18 protein-coding genes are annotated in these 18,766 nt (G+C 55.5%); 9 read left to right on the top strand and 9 right to left on the bottom strand.

Going from position 1 to position 18,766, the window contains the following annotated elements:
• Nucleotides 1–51: 51 nt before the first annotated feature.
• Genes mtlD through ACQG22_RS00810 form a run of 3 tightly spaced genes read left to right on the top strand, consistent with a single transcriptional unit; the run spans nucleotide 52 to nucleotide 2,208 of the window.
• On the top strand, nucleotides 52–1,200 hold the full coding sequence (gene mtlD / locus ACQG22_RS00820) for a mannitol-1-phosphate 5-dehydrogenase (RefSeq protein ID WP_013094932.1): 1,149 nt from the start codon (nucleotides 52–54) through the stop codon (nucleotides 1,198–1,200).
• Nucleotides 1,197–1,787, top strand: coding sequence for a mannitol operon repressor MtlR (mtlR, locus tag ACQG22_RS00815; RefSeq protein ID WP_013094931.1), 591 nt, complete (start codon nucleotides 1,197–1,199; stop codon nucleotides 1,785–1,787). The genes mtlD and mtlR overlap by 4 nt, the downstream gene beginning before the upstream one ends.
• Before the next feature lie 58 nt (nucleotides 1,788–1,845).
• Nucleotides 1,846–2,208, top strand: a complete 363-nt coding sequence (locus tag ACQG22_RS00810) for a YibL family ribosome-associated protein (RefSeq protein WP_023621173.1) — start codon at nucleotides 1,846–1,848, stop codon at nucleotides 2,206–2,208.
• Between the two features lie 33 nt (nucleotides 2,209–2,241).
• On the opposite strand, the gene ACQG22_RS00805 is transcribed toward ACQG22_RS00810, so the two are convergent.
• From ACQG22_RS00805 to ACQG22_RS00790, 4 genes are read right to left on the bottom strand one after another with little or no spacing between them, the layout of a single operon-like run.
• Nucleotides 2,242–3,336 (bottom strand): fimbrial protein, encoded by a 1,095-nt coding sequence (locus tag ACQG22_RS00805; RefSeq protein ID WP_108453718.1) that lies wholly within the window; start codon nucleotides 3,334–3,336, stop codon nucleotides 2,242–2,244.
• Between the two features lie 9 nt (nucleotides 3,337–3,345).
• Nucleotides 3,346–5,826, bottom strand: coding sequence for a fimbria/pilus outer membrane usher protein (locus tag ACQG22_RS00800; RefSeq protein ID WP_369706820.1), 2,481 nt, complete (start codon nucleotides 5,824–5,826; stop codon nucleotides 3,346–3,348).
• 3 nt (nucleotides 5,827–5,829) lie between these two features.
• On the bottom strand, nucleotides 5,830–6,501 hold the full coding sequence (locus ACQG22_RS00795) for a fimbrial biogenesis chaperone (protein WP_062935111.1): 672 nt from the start codon (nucleotides 6,499–6,501) through the stop codon (nucleotides 5,830–5,832).
• A gap of 31 nt (nucleotides 6,502–6,532) precedes the next feature.
• Nucleotides 6,533–7,114, bottom strand: coding sequence for a fimbrial protein (locus ACQG22_RS00790; protein ID WP_062857575.1), 582 nt, complete (start codon nucleotides 7,112–7,114; stop codon nucleotides 6,533–6,535).
• Nucleotides 7,115–8,197: 1,083 nt separating this feature from the next.
• Here ACQG22_RS00790 and lldP point away from each other — a divergent pair.
• From lldP to trmL, 5 genes are all read left to right on the top strand, one after another.
• The gene (gene lldP / locus ACQG22_RS00785; protein ID WP_062730036.1) at nucleotides 8,198–9,853 is read left to right on the top strand and encodes an L-lactate permease; all 1,656 of its coding nucleotides are present in this window, start codon (nucleotides 8,198–8,200) and stop codon (nucleotides 9,851–9,853) included.
• Nucleotides 9,850–10,623 carry a transcriptional regulator LldR gene (lldR, locus tag ACQG22_RS00780; protein ID WP_161657774.1) on the top strand — a complete coding sequence of 258 codons (774 nt, stop codon included), beginning with the start codon at nucleotides 9,850–9,852 and terminating at the stop codon, nucleotides 10,621–10,623. Before lldP ends, lldR begins: the two co-directional genes overlap by 4 nt.
• Nucleotides 10,620–11,807 carry an FMN-dependent L-lactate dehydrogenase LldD gene (lldD, locus tag ACQG22_RS00775; RefSeq protein ID WP_029881910.1) on the top strand — a complete coding sequence of 396 codons (1,188 nt, stop codon included), beginning with the start codon at nucleotides 10,620–10,622 and terminating at the stop codon, nucleotides 11,805–11,807. Before lldR ends, lldD begins: the two co-directional genes overlap by 4 nt.
• Nucleotides 11,808–11,988: 181 nt before the next feature.
• Nucleotides 11,989–13,329, top strand: a complete 1,341-nt coding sequence (locus ACQG22_RS00770) for an MFS transporter (RefSeq protein WP_013094924.1) — start codon at nucleotides 11,989–11,991, stop codon at nucleotides 13,327–13,329.
• Between the two features lie 45 nt (nucleotides 13,330–13,374).
• A complete protein-coding gene (gene trmL, locus ACQG22_RS00765; protein ID WP_369706819.1) occupies nucleotides 13,375–13,848 on the top strand; it encodes a tRNA (uridine(34)/cytosine(34)/5-carboxymethylaminomethyluridine(34)-2'-O)-methyltransferase TrmL in 474 nt (157 codons plus the stop codon).
• Here trmL and cysE read toward each other — a convergent pair.
• From cysE to ACQG22_RS00740, 5 genes are all read right to left on the bottom strand, one after another.
• The gene (cysE, locus tag ACQG22_RS00760; RefSeq protein WP_013094922.1) at nucleotides 13,845–14,666 is read right to left on the bottom strand and encodes a serine O-acetyltransferase; all 822 of its coding nucleotides are present in this window, start codon (nucleotides 14,664–14,666) and stop codon (nucleotides 13,845–13,847) included. The two genes, trmL and cysE, sit on opposite strands and share 4 nt — an antisense overlap.
• A 75-nt stretch (nucleotides 14,667–14,741) precedes the next feature.
• Entirely contained in the window at nucleotides 14,742–15,761 is a 1,020-nt protein-coding gene (gpsA, locus tag ACQG22_RS00755; RefSeq protein ID WP_020686508.1) for an NAD(P)H-dependent glycerol-3-phosphate dehydrogenase, read from the bottom strand.
• On the bottom strand, nucleotides 15,761–16,228 hold the full coding sequence (secB, locus tag ACQG22_RS00750) for a protein-export chaperone SecB (RefSeq protein WP_003860835.1): 468 nt from the start codon (nucleotides 16,226–16,228) through the stop codon (nucleotides 15,761–15,763). Before secB ends, gpsA begins: the two co-directional genes overlap by 1 nt.
• A 33-nt stretch (nucleotides 16,229–16,261) precedes the next feature.
• Nucleotides 16,262–16,513 carry a glutaredoxin 3 gene (gene grxC / locus ACQG22_RS00745; RefSeq protein WP_010426371.1) on the bottom strand — a complete coding sequence of 84 codons (252 nt, stop codon included), beginning with the start codon at nucleotides 16,511–16,513 and terminating at the stop codon, nucleotides 16,262–16,264.
• Nucleotides 16,514–16,524: 11 nt separating this feature from the next.
• Complete coding sequence (locus ACQG22_RS00740; RefSeq protein WP_013094920.1) at nucleotides 16,525–16,956, bottom strand: rhodanese-like domain-containing protein; 432 nt, start codon at nucleotides 16,954–16,956, stop codon at nucleotides 16,525–16,527.
• Between the two features lie 248 nt (nucleotides 16,957–17,204).
• Between ACQG22_RS00740 and gpmM the strand changes: the two genes are divergently transcribed.
• Nucleotides 17,205–18,749, top strand: a complete 1,545-nt coding sequence (gpmM, locus tag ACQG22_RS00735; RefSeq protein WP_029881907.1) for a 2,3-bisphosphoglycerate-independent phosphoglycerate mutase — start codon at nucleotides 17,205–17,207, stop codon at nucleotides 18,747–18,749.
• The last annotated feature ends 17 nt before the right edge of the window (nucleotides 18,750–18,766 follow it).

Here is an 18,766-nt window from a genome sequence, read left to right as displayed (position 1 = left end):
CGTTCCTCACCCCAGCCCTCTCGGGTAAAAACATTGATAAAGGTTAACACTATGAAAGCATTACATTTTGGCGCAGGTAATATCGGTCGTGGCTTTATCGGCAAACTGCTGGCAGACGCGGGCATTACGCTGACATTCGCCGATGTGAATCAGGTCGTTCTGGATGCCCTGAATGCCCGTCATAGCTACCAGGTACACGTGGTGGGAGAAAACGAGCAGGTTGAAACGGTCTCTGGCGTCAACGCGGTAAGCAGCATTGGCGACGATGTTATCGACCTCATCGCCAGCGTTGACCTGGTGACCACCGCGGTGGGCCCGGTGGTACTTGAGCGCATCGCGCCTGCGGTCGCAAAAGGCCTGGCAAAACGTAAAGCGCAGGGCATCGATACCCCGCTGAACATCATTGCCTGTGAAAATATGGTGCGTGGCACCACACAGCTGAAAGGCCACGTTCTGGCCGCCGTTGCGGACGAAGACAAAGCCTGGGTTGAAGCGCACGTTGGCTTCGTGGATTCTGCCGTTGACCGTATCGTTCCGCCGTCAGAATCTGCAACTAACGACCCGCTGGAAGTGACGGTAGAAACTTTCAGCGAGTGGATCGTGGACAAAACCCAATTTAAAGGCGCGCTGCCGACCATTCCAGGTATGGAATTAACGGATAACCTGATGGCATTTGTGGAACGTAAACTCTTCACGCTGAACACAGGTCATGCTATAACCGCGTACCTCGGAAAATTGGCCGGTCATCAGACTATTCGTGATGCGATCCTCGACGAGAAGATCCGCGCGGTGGTAAAAGGGGCAATGGAAGAGAGCGGCGCGGTGCTGATCAAACGCTACGGTTTTGATGCTGATAAACACGCAGCATATATCCAGAAAATCCTCGGTCGTTTTGAAAACCCGTATCTGAAAGATGACGTTGAGCGCGTGGGCCGCCAGCCATTGCGTAAGCTGAGCGCGGGCGATCGCCTGATTAAGCCGCTGCTGGGTACGCTGGAATACGGCCTACCGCACGCCAACCTGGTGAAAGGGATTGCCGCCGCGATGCACTACCGCAGCGAGCAGGATCCGCAGGCGCAGGAGCTGGCTCAGCTGATTGATGACCAGGGCGCACAGGCTGCGCTGGCGCAGATTTCCGGTCTGGACGCCAACAGCGACGTGGTTGCGGAGGCGGTTAACGCATATAACGCAACCAAATGATGCACAGTGAGGCGCAGGTGATCCTGCGCCCTGATTACAGATTGTCAGATATGCAGGCAATAATGGAACAAACCCAGGCCTTTGAAAATCGTGTGCTTGAGCGTCTGAATGCTGGCAAAACCGTACGAAGTTTCCTGATTACCGCCGTCGAGTTGTTAACCGAGGCGGTGAATATCCTGGTACTTCAGGTGTTTCGCAAAGACGACTACGCGGTAAAATATGCTGTAGAACCGTTACTGGACGGCGACGGACCGCTGGGCGATTTATCCGTGCGTCTGAAGTTGATTTATGGTCTTGGCGTGCTGAACCGGCAAGAGTATGAAGATGCGGAGCTGTTGATGGCGCTGCGCGAAGAGCTCAATCATGACGGTAATGAGTACACCTTTACCGATGACGAGATCCTTGGCCCCTTCGGCGAGCTGCATTGCGTTACCGCGCTCCCCCCTGCCCCCCATTTTGATAACAGCGACCCGGAACTGTACGCCATGCAAAAGCTGCGTTATCAACAGGTTGTCCGTTCCACGATGGTTCTTTCCCTGACTGAGCTGATTTCCCGAATCAGCTTAAAAAAAGCGTTTCAGAAGTAAGCCTGCTCACATTGGTGTATCCTTCCCTCTAAATTCCCCGTTTTCAGAGTTATTTGTCATGAAAGAAGTCGAAAAGAACGAAATTAAACGCCTGAGCGACCGCCTGGATCTGATCCGCCATCAGATGGCCGGTCTCTCGCTGGTAGACTCCGCCGAGAAGTACGCCGAGCTTGAGAAAGAGACCGCGAAGCTGGAAGCGGAGATCGAGCGCCTGCGCGAAGTGAAAAGCCAGAAGCTGAGTAAAGAAGCGCAGAAGCTGATGAATATGCCGCACCGCCGCGCCATTACCAAAAAAGAGCAGGCCGATATGGGCAAGTTGAAGAAAAGCGTACGGGGTCTGGTGGTGGTCCACCCGATGACCGAGCTTGGCCGCGAGATGGGCCTGAAAGAGATGACGGGTTTTTGTAAGACGGCGTTCTGATCGGTCTCCCCTGCCGCAGCGGCAGGGGAACACTCAGTTGTAAATCAGGTTAAACGTGGCCATCGCATCCGCTTTTCCCGCCGTCACGTTCTCTTCTGTCTGAATATAATGCGCATCAAACCAGAAGGTCTGCGTCTGGTTATCTCCCACCTGCCCAAGCGCCGACACCTGCGGGGTGTTCCACGGCACCACCTGCCCCTGAACCGAGCCGGTATTGTCGCCATAAAGCAGTTCGATCCCGACGCCGCTGGCGCTGTCCTGCTGCTTCGTTAACGCCAGCGCCCGATCGTTGCCCGGCGTGGTATCGCCGAAAAAGCCCATCTTCACCGTCGTGTTATTTTCACAGGTCACCGGAATGCTGAAGCGTCCGCCACCGGCGCGGGAGCCTGTGCCGTGAAATTCACGCTGGCTTACGGTTCCCATCGGCACCAGAATGCTGCGGGAACCAACGGAACAGCTGGTATGCTTGACCGTGAAGCTGGCGAGACGGATCTGCACCGGTGTCGCGACGCTGGTCGCGCTGGCTTTGTTTTCTCCCGCCTGTAATATCAGCGATCCGACGTTTTGCTCCTGGGAGTTGGCGTTATCATCAGGCATGGCGCTGGACGTCGGTATTTTGTAAAACACCACCCAGAACTGCATCTTATAGGTTGAGGCGCTGGCAAAAGCAGGATTCTGTGAGGCGTCGCAGATACGGCGTGACTCGTTGCCGTCCACCGGGCTGGTGCCGTCAATATACCGCACGGCATCCGCACCACAGTACTGCTGCTCGCGGAACCCGAGCGCGTAGCCGATGCCTTCAATCTGGGTTTTGTAGACGTGCCGCGACGCACCGTCTTCCCCCACCACGGTGCCGACGGGATTATCCATCTCGACAAATCCGATACTTCGCCAGGCGTCATTTCCGCCATCGCAGCTGTAAAAATCCGCCCCGGTAGACTGTATCGGCGCGGAAACCGGCGTCCAGTCCGCTGTGCCAGGAGCATATCCAATGGCGTAGGGTACCTGGACAACCCACTGATTGCGCGTGGTGTGGCAGGGCGAGGCCTGAGCGTGCGCATGAAAACTCAGCATGCCAAAAAGAGAAAGTAGACTGAGGTAGAAAACCCATTGAATAAAGTGACGCATAATATTCCTCTAGTGGCACTCAAGAGACAGAGTAGCGATGCCGGGAGCCATATGAACCGCCCCCAGTTTGAACGGCGTCTGGCACTGACGCGGCTCTCCGTCTTCATACCAGGTTACGCGCAGCGTGCCGCGCTCCGGTACTCCGCTCAGGTAAGCCTGACCGCCGTCAGCCACCATGCTTCGGTTGGCTGAACGACGTTTTTGCTCCACCACCTCGGCCTGGGCGCCAAATGGCAATGGCTCGCCGTGGTATCGCAGGGAGAACAGCACGCGATAGCCAATGTGCGTTGCGTAATTAGCAAGCACCACCGCGCCGCTGGTGGGAACGAGCGTCAGACCGCTCTGCTCAACGTCGACGTTTTCGCCAAGCGTCGCCGTATCAAGATTGACGGTATTCTTACGATAGGCCGAAAGCGCGGGCATAACCGCGTAGCCGCGACTGTCGGTATGGATGCCGCTGTAGCCCTCCGGCTCAACGTTCGCCGCGCCAGGCACGCGCAGCAGGGCGACGCTATCGCCCAGCGGCTGGCTGAGCGTGACGCCATACTGCGTGGCGATAACGCCCCCGGCGAGGCCGAGACTGGCATTATCGCCGTTTCGGCTGCGATCATAACCGAGGCTTACGTTGCCGTAGCCGCCGTTATATTGCAGCGCCAGACTGGTGCTGTCGGCTTGTCCCTCGCTGGCTTTACTCTGCTGAACGCTATAGTTGAGGTTGCGGTTCGCCAGCGCGCTGCCGTTGAGTGACACCTGCTGCGTGGACATCCCACGGTTATTTTTATTGATGAAGTAACTCACCGAGCTGTCCGGTAGCCAGTTACCGAGCGGAATATTGATATTAAACGACACGGTGCGATCGGGATGTTGCTCACGTGCTGAGTCGGTATAGTCATACCCCGCTCCCCATGAAATGCCCCGCCAGCTGGTGTACCAGCCAAGGTGTATGGTTTTATCCTGCCCGGAGGTGTGCCAGTAATCCTGCATCCACGCCGAAACGCTAAGACTGCCGAACTGCCCCAGCGTCTGTGAGAAGGTTATTTGCGAGCGGCTACGGCGGTTATTGAGCCGTAACTGCTGGCTGTCAGACTGATTCAGCTCGCTAAACTCATAAAAGTTGCGCGAGGCATAGCGATAGCTCGCCAGGTTGAAGGCGGTGCCGGTGGTATTAAAATCCTTCTGATACTGAACGCGCCACGCCTGCCCGATTACGCTTTTGCCGTCAGATAAACGGCTTTTTGCCAGCGTATCGTCAACGCCCAGCGAGCCGAACGCGCCAAACCCTCTGCCCACGCCAATGGCGCCGGCCTGGTAGTTATTCGCGGTACGAAAGCCGCCGTATACCGTCATACTGGAGAACAAGCCGTAGAAAAAAGCGCCTTCAACAAAGTCCGGCGACCGGGCATCGCTGGAGCCGGAGTGAAAGCGTCCGGCGTTGAGGCTGTATTTCAGGCTGCCCTGGCGCCGCATAAACGGTACCGCAGAATAAGGCTGGGTAAATACGCGTTTCGAGCCGTCGCTTTCCGTGATGGTCACTTGCAAATCGCCGCTTTGCGCGCCGGGGAACAGATCGTTAATAACAAACGGCCCGGCGGCAACCCAGGTTTCATAAATGACATAGCCATTTTGCGAAACAGAAACCCTGGCATAGCTGTGCGCGACGCCGCGAATTGTCGGCGCGAAGCCGCGCTGGCTGTCGGGTAACATACTCTCGCTGGATGAGAGCTGAACCCCGCGAAACGCCACGCTATCGAACAGGTCGCCGGCAGTCCAGGCATCGCCGATCCGCAGTTGGCTGTTCAGGCTGCGAATATCCCTGCTCAGCCAGCTGCTTTGTGACTGAAAACGATTGCCGCCCGCGTTGCTGTAACTCCAGGCCGACGTATTACGCAGCCGCCACGGTCCCAGGTTTACGCCGTTACGCAGGCTAAGGTAGCTTGACGTCGTGTCGCCGTTTTGATGATGAGCCTGCCCCCCCGTGAGGCTGTAATCAACAAATGCCGCCGGAATACCATCATCCCACTGCGAGGGGGGCACATAGCCACGGCTGCGGTGCGTCATCGCCGCCTGCGGCAGGCTGAGAAACAGGTGCTGCTGGTTAAAATCATAGGAGGTCCGCGCCGCCGGGATAAAATCGGCGATATGTGTGAAGGTCTCTCCCTCCTGCAACCGGGAAAGCGCCGGGATCGCCCCCACATTCACCCCGAGCGTCTCCAGCAGCGGTACGCTAAACACGGGCTGCAGGCTGCCTTTCTCATTGACGAAGGTAATCTCCTGATGCCGTTCCTCGCGTCCGTTAACCTCAATCGTTACGAGCCACGTGCCGGGCATCTGCCCGCCCTTTTCGGAGAAATAGTGCAGATCCGCCGTTTTCTGTTCGGCAGAAGAAAGCTCCAGCGCGGCGGGATCAAAATAATCCTCGGCCCATCCTGTGCGGCTTATGCTGAGCAGCAGCACCGAAAGTGGCGCATAATGAAACAGGCGAGAAGGCATGGTTTAAAGAGGCTGCGACCGGGTCGCGGTAATAGCGCCAAAATCATTAATAGCCGACCAGGTAACGCTGCCGGAGGCTGCCACAGGCCATTCGCGGGTTTCGCCTGGGCCGATCATGCCCGGTTGCTCAATGCTGTGCCCCGAGACGCTGAGGCGATAAAAAGAGACGTAATACGGCGTCGGGTTGGTGGCCTCAAGCCCTTTCTGCGTCGTTGAGAACCTCACCTTTTGCCAGGCGGTTGCAGCATCGCCTTTCAGGTTTTCAGGGCGGTAGAAAATTTTAAATTTCGATTTAACGTTAATTTGTAATTCGTTGCTGCTCTCTTTTGGCTTTGGCGCAATGGCCTTAATATCGAGCCAAAATACGGATTCACGATCTGCGGGCAGCGGCGCGCCGGTATATTGAATACGAAGCGTATTGGTCTGATCCGGATCAAGCCTGAATAGTGGCGGCGTGACGATAAATGGCGCGGCGCGGTTTTTCCCTTCAGCGTCATTCTCAACCCACGACTGAATCAGATAGGGAACTGCACTTTCCATATTAGATACAGAAAATGCCACCTCCTTACTGTTTTGCGGGTATACGATCCGTGTTCCCCCCATTACTACGCCTGCGGAAACTGACGCAGAGCTAACCATTAATGCAGTGAGCATAATATACGACAAACGTTTCATCTCTATTATCTCTGGAGGTGGCTAAAAATAATCAGTTATAAACCATCAGGAAATTGGACACAGCGTTGACATCACCCGCTTTGATTTCCGTTCCATCTTTGTCCAGTGCGGCAAAGAACGTTAATTCTGCATTGCCTTGAGCATCTGGTGCGGTGGTTTTTGAAACCGTACCCGGCTTAATAACCGTGCTGCGATCGCTGTTATAAAGCTTTACCCCGACGCCCGTCGCCATACCCGTGCCTGGCGTAACCTGCAACAGCGAGTCATCAACCGCATCTTTATTACCGTCAAACAGCACCGCCACAGATTTAACCGTTTCCGGGCATTTTTCGACGTTGATTTTGAACTCACGCGGCGTTGTTTCAACGTGTTCATCGAAGTAGCTTTTCGCCCACGCCCCAAGATCTACCGTTCTGGTTTTTGATGCCGTAGTAATGTTACAGGAAATAAGGGTAATCTTGCCGGTGAAGTTGATTGTACCGCCTGTGCTCTGTGTACCTGCGTCTGTATTCAGGCTAGTATTAACGCCTGAATTACTGCTTGCCAGCACCGCCTGAGAAGATAACAGAAACCCCGCCGTGGCAAATGCCAGCGCCACATTTTTGATTTTCATTAGGAACACTTTCCCCTCTGTAAATTAAACAGATATTGATTTGTTGTACCAGGTGCAATAATTTCTTTAAGGATTTTAAAACCGTCACCCAAAGGGTACTAACAGAATTGGTGACGCGACCTCAAAGAATAAATCAGGGTCCATCCCAGCGTGACAATCCGTATATTTTCTGCAAACCCTTTCGCTATATCCTACAGTTTTGGAAAACTCGTCAGGCCGCAAATAACAATGATTAGTTTGTGGTTAAAATTTAATTCAGCATCTTCTGTAACGTTGTATCTGAATAAATAGTAAATCAAATGTCTTTTAACGTCTACGCACTTAAAAGCGCTCAGCAGGCCTGTTTCACATTTCATATTTAACAGCCAGATAACATATTTAACGCATTTCAATAGCCCTGAGAATTATTAACTACCTCCTAATACCGAAGCTAAATTATTTTACTTACACAACTGATCATTGTTTGATCAATTTTTTTAAGAATATTATTAGAAGAAATTATTAGCATTGTGCGAAAAACATCGTTTTTATACTGGCCAGGTGCGCTTATAAAGGATATTTTATCATTGATCAGCAAATGATCGTTTGTAATAAGCTGTTAAATCCTATATGTGAAATTTACCTTAAATGTAATTTTTTGCTAAACATGATATTCCGCATTTTTACCTAAAAAAAATTTTTATTTTTAGGTAAAAAATCACACCCTTAACACGCAAGACACCCAACGCAAACCAGAATAAAACATACATCCCTCCTAAAGTTAACATAATTGCGGTACTTGCTTCTCTTTATCCCCTTCTCCAGGCACCGCGCCTGACTGAATGACACGATTTTGACCCGGTTCCTGCTCACCCCTGAACATCGTGGATTTGGTCCTACCAATGGGTTTTAAAGCTATCCTTCGTTCACAGTTTCAATGATTCACGTCACAAATATATTGCCGAATAGCAACAGTTGATTAACCATTCATTGTCATTACCCCTACAACACAATATTGGCAGGACCACTTTTACACAGACTGTGACGCAGAGATGAGCGGAGACTCACCCGCAGCATAGGCTGTCTGGTCCCCAGGAGACCTGCATGAGCCTCTGGCAACAAAACTACGACCCGGCCGGGAATATCTGGCTGTCCAGCCTGATCGCATCGCTGCCGATCCTGTTCTTCTTCTTTGCGCTGATTAAGCTCAAGCTGAAGGGCTACCTCGCCGCGACGTACACCGTCGCCATCGCGTTGCTGGTGGCGCTGTTCTTCTACAAAATGCCGATCGATCGCGCGCTGGCATCCGTTGTCTACGGTTTCTTCTACGGCCTGTGGCCGATTGCGTGGATCATCATCGCCGCAGTGTTTGTCTATAAAATCTCAGTCAAAACCGGGCAGTTCGACATCATTCGCTCGTCGATTCTCTCCATCACGCCGGACCAGCGCCTGCAGATGCTGATTGTTGGCTTCTCCTTCGGGGCGTTTCTGGAAGGGGCGGCAGGGTTTGGTGCGCCGGTGGCAATCACCGCCGCGCTGCTGGTGGGGCTGGGTTTTAACCCGCTCTATGCCGCCGGTCTTTGCCTGATCGTCAACACCGCGCCGGTGGCGTTTGGTGCGATGGGTATTCCGATTCTGGTCGCAGGCCAGGTGACTGGCCTGGACAGCTTCGAAATTGGTCAGATGGTTGGCCGCCAGCTGCCGTTCCTGACCATTATCGTGCTGTTCTGGATCATGGCGATTATGGACGGCTGGCGCGGCGTGAAGGAGACCTGGCCTGCGGTGATGGTGGCGGGCGGTTCGTTCGCGATTGCCCAGTATCTCAGCTCGAACTTCCTTGGCCCGGAGCTGCCGGACATTATCTCTTCCCTGGTGTCGCTGGTCTGTCTGACGCTGTTCCTGAAACGCTGGCAGCCTGTGCGCATCTTCCGCTTTGCCGATATGGGCGCGTCGCACGTGGATCAGACGCTCGCCCGCACGGGCTATACCGCCGGGCAGATCGTTCGCGCCTGGTCACCATTCCTGTTCCTGACCGCCACGGTAACGCTGTGGAGCATCCCGCCGTTTAAGGCCCTGTTCGCCCCGGGCGGTGCGCTGTACGACATGGTGATTAACATCTCCGTGCCGTTCCTCGACAAGATGGTCGCCCGTATGCCGCCAGTGGTGCACAACGCCACGCCGTACGCGGCAGTGTTTAAGTTTGACTGGTTCTCCGCCACCGGTACTGCCATCCTGTTTGCCGCACTCCTTTCTGTGGTGTGGTTGCGCATGAAACCGGCCGCCGCGGTACAGACCTTTGCGGCGACCATTAAAGAATTGATGCTGCCGATCTACTCCATCGGCATGGTGCTGGCGTTCGCGTTTATCTCGAACTACTCCGGCCTGTCATCAACGCTGGCACTGGCGCTGGCCCATACCGGCCACGCCTTCACCTTCTTCTCGCCGTTCCTCGGCTGGCTGGGGGTATTCCTGACCGGTTCAGATACCTCGTCTAACGCCCTGTTCGCCGCCCTGCAGGCGACGGCGGCTCAGCAGATTGGCGTCTCTGACGTGCTGCTGGTGGCCGCGAATACTACCGGCGGCGTGACCGGGAAGATGATCTCTCCGCAGTCCATCGCCATTGCCTGTGCGGCGGTAGGGCTGGTGGGTAAAGAGTCCGACCTGTTCCGTTTTACCGTGAAACACAGCCTGATATTCACCTGCATGGTCGGGGTGATCACCACCCTGCAGGCCTATGTCTTAACCTGGATGATCCCATGATAGTCATGCCCAGACGCCTGTCCGACGAGATTGCCTCTCGCGTGCGGGCGCTGATTGAAGAACAACAGCTGGAAGCGGGCATGAAATTGCCCGCTGAACGTCAACTCGCCGCCCAGCTTGGCGTGTCGCGCAATTCCCTGCGTGAAGCGCTGGCGACGCTGGTCAGCGAAGGGGTACTGGTAAGCCGTCGCGGCGGCGGCACCTTTGTGCGCTGGCAACATGACGACTGGTCCGAGCAAAACATCGTCCAGCCGCTCAAAACCCTGATGGAGAATGACCCGGACTACAGCTTCGACATCCTCGAAGCCCGTCACGCCATCGAAACCAGTACCGCCTGGCATGCGGCCATGCGAGCAACCGAAGCCGACAGAGAGAAGCTCAGGGCCTGCTTCGACGCCACGCAAAGCAGCGACCCGGATATCGCTTCGCAGGCGGATGTCCGCTTTCACCTGGCGATTGCCGAGGCATCACACAACGTGGTGCTGCTCCAGACCATGCGCGGTTTTTTCGACCTGCTGCAATCCTCCGTGAAGCAGAGCCGCCAGCGCATGTATCTGGTCCCGCCGGTCTTTGCTCAACTGACCGAACAGCACGAGGCGGTGCTCAACGCCATTCTGGCCGGTGATGCCGAGGCCGCACGCAAGGCGATGATGGCGCATCTGGGCTTCGTCCACACCACCATTAAACGATTTGATGAAGATCAGGCCCGACAGGCGCGTATTACCCGTCTGCCTGGCGACAGTGATATATCCAGGGAGAACAAAGCATGATTATTTCAGCAGCCAGTGACTACCGCGCCGCGGCGCAGCGTATTTTGCCGCCGTTCCTGTTCCACTATATCGACGGCGGGGCCTATGCCGAATATACCCTGCGCCGTAACGTGGAAGATCTGTCGGAGGTGGCTCTGCGTCAGCGCGTGCTGAAGAATATGTCGGATCTGAGCCTTGAGACGAAACTGTTTAACGAAACGCTCTCCATGCCGGTAGCGCTTGCCCCGGTCGGGCTGTGTGGCATGTACGCCCGTCGCGGTGAAGTGCAGGCCGCTGCGGCGGCGGATGCCAAAGGCATCCCGTTTACCCTCTCCACCGTGTCTGTCTGCCCGATTGAAGAGGTGGCCCCGACCATCAAACGCCCGATGTGGTTCCAGCTGTACGTCCTGCGCGATCGCGGCTTTATGCGTAACGCGCTGGAGCGCGCCAAAGCGGCGGGCTGTTCCACGCTGGTCTTTACCGTTGATATGCCCACCCCCGGCGCGCGCTACCGTGATGCCCACTCCGGCATGAGCGGCCCGAACGCTGCCCTGCGTCGTTACTGGCAGGCGGTAACACATCCGCAGTGGGCGTGGGACGTGGGCCTGAATGGCCGTCCACACGATCTGGGGAACATCTCGGCCTATCTCGGTAAGCCTACCGGGCTGGAAGATTATATTGGCTGGCTGGCGAACAATTTCGATCCGTCCATCTCCTGGAAAGACCTGGAGTGGATCCGCGAATTCTGGGACGGCCCAATGGTGATCAAAGGGATCCTCGACCCGGACGACGCCCGCGACGCGGTGCGTTTTGGCGCAGACGGGATAGTGGTCTCGAACCACGGCGGACGTCAGCTCGATGGCGTGCTCTCATCCGCACGCGCCCTTCCGGCGATTGCCGATGCGGTGAAAGGCGACATCGCTATCCTCGCCGATAGCGGTATTCGTAACGGGCTGGACGTGGTGCGTATGATTGCGCTCGGCGCCGACAGCGTACTTCTGGGACGCGCTTATCTTTACGCGCTGGCCACCAGCGGCCAGGCAGGGGTAGCAAACCTGCTCAACCTGATTGAGAAAGAGATGAAGGTTGCAATGACTCTCACCGGGGCGAAAACAATCGGCGAGATCAGCAAGGATTCTCTGGTGCAGGAGCTGAGCAAGATCCCTGCGGCACTGGCACCGCTTACCCACGGAGACGCGGCCTGATCCCCTCCGCTTAACCAACCTTACTCACGCGTCCGATCTCCTCCATCGGGCGCGTTTTTGTGTCGTAAATAACATCTAGATAACATATTAGATAAGAATATTTGACATCCCCTGCCACACGCAATTGTATAGACAAGCAAATACAAGAACACAAAAACAACATCACATCAGAGAGGAGCGTATGGCCTATTCAGGTAAGGTGGATATTCAGCAGGTAATCGACGACAGTTCCTTTTCATGGTTTCACTGGCTACTCATTGTGCTGGGCTTTCTGGTGCTGGCGATTGATGGTTTCGATACAGCGGCAATGGGCTACATTGCCCCGACGCTCTCGGCAGAATGGGGGATCCACAAACAGGATCTGGGGCCGGTACTGAGTGCCGCGCTGCTGGGACTGTCGCTGGGTGCGCTGATCGCAGGTCCGGTATCGGACCGGATGGGCCGCAAGCGCGTGCTGGTCTTTTCGTGTTTATTCTTTGGTCTTGCAAGCCTGGGCGCCGCCTGGGCGCAAACCCTTAACACCCTGACGCTGTGGCGATTTCTCACCGGCCTGGGTTTGGGTGCGGCAATGCCTAACGCCATCACGCTGATCTCAGAGTTTGCCCCTAAGCGCTGTCGCGCCATGGCGATCAATACCATGTACTGCGGTTTTCCTCTGGGTGCGGCGGGCGGTGGGGCAATCTCCTCCTGGCTGATTCCTCACCACGGCTGGCGAAGCGTACTGCTGACCGGCGCAATTGCCCCGCTGATCCTGACGCTGCTGCTGGCGCTGTTTTTGCCGGAGTCGGTGAAGTTTCTGGTTCAGCGTGGAAGAGACATGATGCAGATCCGCCGTATCGCCAGCCGCTTCGCCCGCGACACGCTGGATGGCGTGACCGGCTTTTTCCTGGCGGAGGAGCGGGTCGCGTCTAAGAAAGGGAGCGTGGCACAGTTGTTTTCTATGCCCTGGCTGCCCGGCACCCTGATGCTGTGGGTGACCTACTTTATGGGGCTGGTGATTTATTACGTCCTGCTGAGCTGGATGCCGACGCTGATGCTGGGGATGGGTTATCCGCTGGCGGAATCTGCCTGGCTCACCTCGCTGTTCACCTTCGGCGGTACCGCAGGCATTCTTCTCGCCGGGTGGATGATGGACCGCTGGGAGGCGCACAGGGTGGTGGCAGGTGGGTTTATGCTGACCATGGCGCTCATCCTGCTGCTCGGCATGGAGCATAATCACATCGCCCTGTTTGGCGGATTGATTTTCCTGATGGGGATCGCCATGAACGGCGCGCAATCAGGGATGCAAACCCTGGCCGCCACCTTCTACCCAACCGAATGCCGCGCGACGGGTATCGCGTGGATGCAGGGAATTGGCCGTTTTGGTGGCGTGGCGGGTACCATGACCAGCGCGCAGCTTCTCTCCATGCAGTGGCAGGCAGACAGTATTTTGATGATCCTCAGCCTGCCCGCGCTGGTGGCTGCAGGTGCCACCGTCTATAAAATGCTGCGCTGCCGCCCACAGGAACCCGGCGTCGCGTAGTGCCCGTCATTTCTGCTATGCTGCCCCCGCAATTAAGGGGGCAGCATGCTTAACATCGTTTTATTCGAACCAGAAATTCCGCCTAATACCGGCAACATTATCCGCCTGTGCGCCAACACCGGGTTTCGCCTGCATATTATCGAGCCGATGGGCTTTACGTGGGATGACAAACGCCTGCGTCGTGCGGGGCTGGATTATCATGAATTTACCGCGGTGGTTCGCCATCATGATTGCGCCGCGTTTCTGGAAAGCGAAAAGCCAGAGCGCATGTTTGCCCTGACGACCAAAGGCACGCCCGCGCACAGCGCCGTGAGCTACCAGGCAGGCGACTATCTGATGTTTGGTCCGGAAACCCGCGGCCTGCCGGCCACGATTCTGGACGCCCTGCCCGCTGAGCAGAAAATCCGTATTCCGATGATGCCGGACAGCCGTAGCATGAACCTGTCGAACGCGGTGTCCGTGGTGGTGTATGAAGCCTGGCGCCAGCTGGGGTATCCGGGCGCCATTCTCAGAAGTTAAATGCCGTCACCATACTCAAACGTATGGTGAATGCCGTTGAAGTGCTGATCCATGTCCATCGATGGTTTATCACTGTCTGGCTTACCGACGATGCGCGCCGGTACGCCAGCGGCGGTGGTGTGCGGCGGCACGGGCTGCAGCACCACAGAGCCCGCGCCGATTTTCGCGCCGCGGCCCACTTCGATATTGCCGAGGATTTTGGCACCCGCGCCAATCATCACCCCTTCACGAATTTTCGGATGGCGATCGCCGCTGGTTTTGCCGGTACCGCCCAGGGTAACCGACTGCAGGATCGACACGTCATCTTCAATGACCGCCGTCTCACCCACAACAATCCCGGTGGCATGGTCGAGCATGATCCCCCGGCCAATTTTGGCCGCCGGGTGAATATCAACCTGGAAGGTCACAGAAACCTGGTTTTGCAGGAAAATTGCCAGCGCGCGGCGGCCTTCCTTCCATAACCAGTGGCCGATGCGGTACGCCTGTAAGGCATGAAAACCCTTCAGGTACAGCAGCGGCGTAGAATATTTATCGACCGCCGGATCACGCGTGCGCACGGCCTGAATATCACAGGCGGCAGAGGCGATCATTTCCGGGTCTGCGGCGTAGGCCTCTTCCACCACTTCACGAATGGCGATGGCGGGCATGATTGAAGACGCCAGCTTGTTGGCGAGCATATAGCTCAGGGCACTACCGAGGTTTTCGTGCTTGAGTAACGTTGCATGGTAGAAACTGGCCAGCATCGGCTCACAGTCGGCCAACGCCCGGGCTTCGGCTTTAATATTATTCCAGACGATATCCAGTTCTTCACACGGCATTGCTTACTCCAGACGATAGTATAATGACCAGCCAGTTCTGCGCTGGCTGGGTCATTCAGGTGACAATGGTTCCGACTAGTTACTGCTGCGCTCGTCCTTGCGCGCACGACCTAATAAGGTCAATGCTGCCTCGCGCGCATTTTTTCCGCAATACAATACCTGATAAATTTCCTCGGTTATTGGCATTTCGACACCAAAACGGTGCGCCAATTCGCGGACTTCTTTGGTATTGCGGTAGCCTTCAACCACCTGACCAATCTTCTCCTGCGCGCCTTTTACATCCATGCCCTGACCGAGCATCATGCCAAAGCGGCGGTTACGCGACTGGTTGTCGGTACAGGTCAGCACCAGATCGCCTAAACCCGCCATCCCCATAAAGGTGGCCGGATCGGCACCCAGTGCCGCCCCGAGACGGGACATCTCGGTTAACCCACGGGTAATCAGCGCAGTACGTGCATTGGCACCAAAGCCAATGCCATCGGACATCCCGGCGCCAATGGCGATGACGTTCTTCACCGCACCGCCCAGCTGCACGCCGATAAAATCGGGGTTGCTGTAGACGCGGAAACTCTTGCCGCAGTGCAGCAGGTGCTGAAGATCGTCCGCAAAAACAGGATCCGTAGAGGCCAGCGAGATTGCCGTTGGCAGGCCAGCGGCCAGCTCTTTGGCAAACGTTGGGCCGGAGATAACCGCCAGCGGGATCTCGGTACCCAGCACTTCGCGGGCAACGTCCTGCAACAGACGACCGGTTTCGGCTTCCAGCCCCTTCGTTGCCCACACAATGCGTGCATCCGGGCGCATCAGCGGCTTGATCTGCTGTAGCACGTCGCCAAACACATGGCTCGGCACCACAATCAAAATATTGCGGCTGGCTGCCAGCGCGGTCGCAAGGTCGCTTTCCAGGTGCAGGGAGTCAGGGAACGGAACGTCAGGAAGGAACGCCACGTTGCAGCGGTCGTGCTGCAGCGTTGCGATATGTTTTGGGTCGTGGCCCCACAGGACCACCTCGTGACCATTTCTTGCCAGCGTGATGGCAAGAGCGGTGCCGTAAGAGCCGGCACCGATCACAGTCATTGACGCATTAACAGTGCTCATCAGGCATCCTGATGTTGTTCAGCACCTTCGCCAGCCTGCTGCTGCAGATAGTTCATGAACAGCGCATCAAAGTTAACTGGCGCAAGGTTCAGTTGCGGGAATGTACCGCGAGAAACCAGGCTGGTGATGCATTCACGCGCATACGGGAACAGGATGTTCGGGCAGTATGCACCCAGGCAATGCGCCATCTGGTTGCCTTCAATACCGCCGATGGAGAAGATACCGCCCTGCTGAACTTCACACAGGAATGCAGTTTCTTCGCCCAGAGAGGCGGTCACGGTCACACGCAGTACGACTTCATACACGTCATCAGCCAGCTGGGTTGATGCGGTATCCAGATCAAGTTTAACCTCTGGCTGCCAATCTTTCTGGAAAACATGTGGCGCATTTGGCGCTTCGAAAGAGACATCCTTGGTGTAGATACGCTGGATCTGGAAAGTCATTTCGGTGTTGTTTTGTTCTGACATGGAAAAACCCTTTTTAAATTGTCCTAAAGTCTCTTAGCTCAGCAGGGGATCGAGTCCACCACGGGCGTCGAGCGCATACAAGTCATCACAGCCGCCAATGTGCTGCGCATCAATAAAAATCTGCGGAACCGTCGTGCGACCACTACGTTGAATCATCTCTTCGCGTTTTATCGCGTCACCATCGATCGGCAGTTCCTGGAACGTTACGCCTTTGCTGTTCAGCAGCGCTTTCGCACGGTGACAGAACGGGCAGGTCGCTTTGGTGTAGATCTCGATATTGGCCATCACTGAACTCCTTATTTACCGCGCACCAAAGGAAGGTTTTCTCCGCTCCAGCCGGAAATGCCTTCTTTCAGTACAGAGACGTTTTCGAAGCCTGCTTTATGAAGCAGGCTAGCAGATTCCTGCGCCTGCATGCCGGTACCGTCAACAACGATAATCGGCTGGGCTTTATGCTTCTCAAGCTCGCCCACGTTGTTGGCTTTGATTTCAGCTGGCAGCAGGTTGATAGCGCCTGCAATGTGCCCTTTGCGGAAATCGTCACGCTGACGCAGATCGACCACGACGGCATCTTCTTTGTTAATCAGACGCGTCGCTTCACCACGGGTGATAACCTTAATCTTAGACGTCAGGCCCTTAAATGTGGTGAACAGCACAGCGGCCAGCAGGCCAATCCACGCGATGCTCAGAACCGGATGGCGGCTAACGAATTGCATAATTTCTTGCATGGAGGGTAACTACTCCCGACTTAGTGATTAAAAAAACCAGGACAGGAGTATACCTGTGCGTTGTGGCAAATACAGCCAGCGACCCTAAGCTAATCCATTTTCTGCGGCATGCCACCTAAAAAAATGCCTCAAAATGGTCGGAGAAGCATCTTGCCCCTGCCCTTTCTTTGATCTTCTGCGGCTATTTGAACGATTCAGCTGTAGTAAAATTACGCAAATTTTTGACTCTTGAGCATGAGGTTGTCGCAATGTCGGTTTCTAAAAAACCTATGGTACTGGTGATTCTGGATGGCTATGGCTACCGTGAAGATCAACAGGATAACGCCATTTTCAACGCTAAAACCCCGGTCATGGATGCGCTGTGGGCAAAACGTCCCCACACTCTGATTGACGCATCCGGCCTGGAAGTGGGTCTGCCGGACCGTCAGATGGGTAACTCTGAAGTCGGTCACGTCAACCTGGGCGCCGGGCGTATCGTCTATCAGGATCTGACGCGTCTGGATGTTGAAATCAAAGAACGCACCTTCTTCGCCAACCCTGTGCTGTGTGGTGCAGTGGATAAAGCCGTTGCCGCAGGCAAAGCCGTGCATATCATGGGTCTGCTGTCTGCCGGCGGCGTTCATAGTCATGAAGATCATATTATGGCGATGGTTGAACTGGCCGCTGAGCGCGGTGCGGAAAAAATCTACCTGCACGCGTTCCTGGATGGCCGCGATACGCCACCGCGTAGCGCTAAAGGTTCGCTGGAAGCCTTCGAAGAGAAATTTGCCGCACTGGGCAAAGGCCGCGTGGCATCTATTATTGGCCGCTACTACGCCATGGATCGCGATAATCGCTGGGATCGTGTGGAACAGGCCTATGACCTGATGACGCTGGCAAAAGGCGAGTTCCAGTTTGCGACTGCCGTTGAGGGCCTTGAAGCCGCGTACGCGCGCGATGAAAACGACGAATTCGTGAAAGCGACCGTGATTCGCGCAGAAGGCCAGGCTGATGCCGCCATGGAAGATGGCGACGCGCTGATCTTCATGAACTTCCGTGCTGACCGTGCGCGTGAAATCACCCGCGCATTCGTTAACAGCGATTTCGACGGTTTCGCCCGTAAGAAAGCGGTGAACATCAACTTCATCCAGTTGACCGAATACGCCGCTGACATCGACGCCCCATGCGCTTACCCACCAGCTTCACTGGCCAATACCTTCGGTGAGTGGATGGCGAAAAACGATAAGACGCAGTTGCGTATCTCCGAAACCGAGAAATATGCCCACGTCACCTTCTTCTTTAACGGCGGTGTAGAAGAGCCGTTCAAAGGCGAAGATCGCATTCTGATTAATTCACCAAAAGTCGCTACCTATGACCTGCAGCCAGAGATGAGCTCTGCGGAATTGACCGAAAAACTGGTTGCGGCGATCGTTAGCGGCAAATACGACACCATCATCTGTAACTATCCAAACGGTGACATGGTGGGTCATACCGGGGTGATGGAAGCGGCTATTAAAGCGGTTGAAGCGCTGGATCACTGCGTTGAGCAGGTTGCCAAAGCGGTTGAATCCGTTGGCGGCCAGCTGCTGATTACCGCTGACCACGGTAACGCAGAGCAGATGCGCGACCCGGCAACCGGACAGGCGCATACGGCCCACACCAACCTGCCGGTTCCGCTGATTTATGTAGGTGATAAAGCACTGAAAGCAGTGGAAGGCGGCAAGCTTTCTGACATCGCGCCAACCATGTTGTCGCTGATGGGTATGCCGATCCCTGAAGAGATGACTGGTAAGCCGCTGTTCATCGTGGAATAATCGCTCCCCATGAGGGG

The organism is Enterobacter cloacae complex sp. 309I3, from assembly GCF_050031595.1.
Lineage (GTDB): Bacteria > Pseudomonadota > Gammaproteobacteria > Enterobacterales > Enterobacteriaceae > Enterobacter > Enterobacter cloacae.
This window is presented reverse-complemented; position numbering and strand designations above follow the sequence as displayed.

Bases quoted from the DNA above. Each gene is read 5' to 3' on its own strand.
- mtlD (WP_013094932.1), top strand. From the start codon at position 52: ATGAAAGCATTACATTTTGGCGCAGGTAATATCGGTCGTGGCTTTATC.
- mtlR (WP_013094931.1), top strand. From the start codon at position 1,197: ATGATGCACAGTGAGGCGCAGGTGATCCTGCGCCCTGATTACAGATTG.
- ACQG22_RS00810 (WP_023621173.1), top strand. From the start codon at position 1,846: ATGAAAGAAGTCGAAAAGAACGAAATTAAACGCCTGAGCGACCGCCTG.
- ACQG22_RS00805 (WP_108453718.1), bottom strand. From the start codon at position 3,336: ATGCGTCACTTTATTCAATGGGTTTTCTACCTCAGTCTACTTTCTCTT.
- ACQG22_RS00800 (WP_369706820.1), bottom strand. From the start codon at position 5,826: ATGCCTTCTCGCCTGTTTCATTATGCGCCACTTTCGGTGCTGCTGCTC.
- ACQG22_RS00795 (WP_062935111.1), bottom strand. From the start codon at position 6,501: ATGAAACGTTTGTCGTATATTATGCTCACTGCATTAATGGTTAGCTCT.
- ACQG22_RS00790 (WP_062857575.1), bottom strand. From the start codon at position 7,114: ATGAAAATCAAAAATGTGGCGCTGGCATTTGCCACGGCGGGGTTTCTG.
- lldP (WP_062730036.1), top strand. From the start codon at position 8,198: ATGAGCCTCTGGCAACAAAACTACGACCCGGCCGGGAATATCTGGCTG.
- lldR (WP_161657774.1), top strand. From the start codon at position 9,850: ATGATAGTCATGCCCAGACGCCTGTCCGACGAGATTGCCTCTCGCGTG.
- lldD (WP_029881910.1), top strand. From the start codon at position 10,620: ATGATTATTTCAGCAGCCAGTGACTACCGCGCCGCGGCGCAGCGTATT.
- ACQG22_RS00770 (WP_013094924.1), top strand. From the start codon at position 11,989: ATGGCCTATTCAGGTAAGGTGGATATTCAGCAGGTAATCGACGACAGT.
- trmL (WP_369706819.1), top strand. From the start codon at position 13,375: ATGCTTAACATCGTTTTATTCGAACCAGAAATTCCGCCTAATACCGGC.
- cysE (WP_013094922.1), bottom strand. From the start codon at position 14,666: ATGCCGTGTGAAGAACTGGATATCGTCTGGAATAATATTAAAGCCGAA.
- gpsA (WP_020686508.1), bottom strand. From the start codon at position 15,761: ATGAGCACTGTTAATGCGTCAATGACTGTGATCGGTGCCGGCTCTTAC.
- secB (WP_003860835.1), bottom strand. From the start codon at position 16,228: ATGTCAGAACAAAACAACACCGAAATGACTTTCCAGATCCAGCGTATC.
- grxC (WP_010426371.1), bottom strand. From the start codon at position 16,513: ATGGCCAATATCGAGATCTACACCAAAGCGACCTGCCCGTTCTGTCAC.
- ACQG22_RS00740 (WP_013094920.1), bottom strand. From the start codon at position 16,956: ATGCAAGAAATTATGCAATTCGTTAGCCGCCATCCGGTTCTGAGCATC.
- gpmM (WP_029881907.1), top strand. From the start codon at position 17,205: ATGTCGGTTTCTAAAAAACCTATGGTACTGGTGATTCTGGATGGCTAT.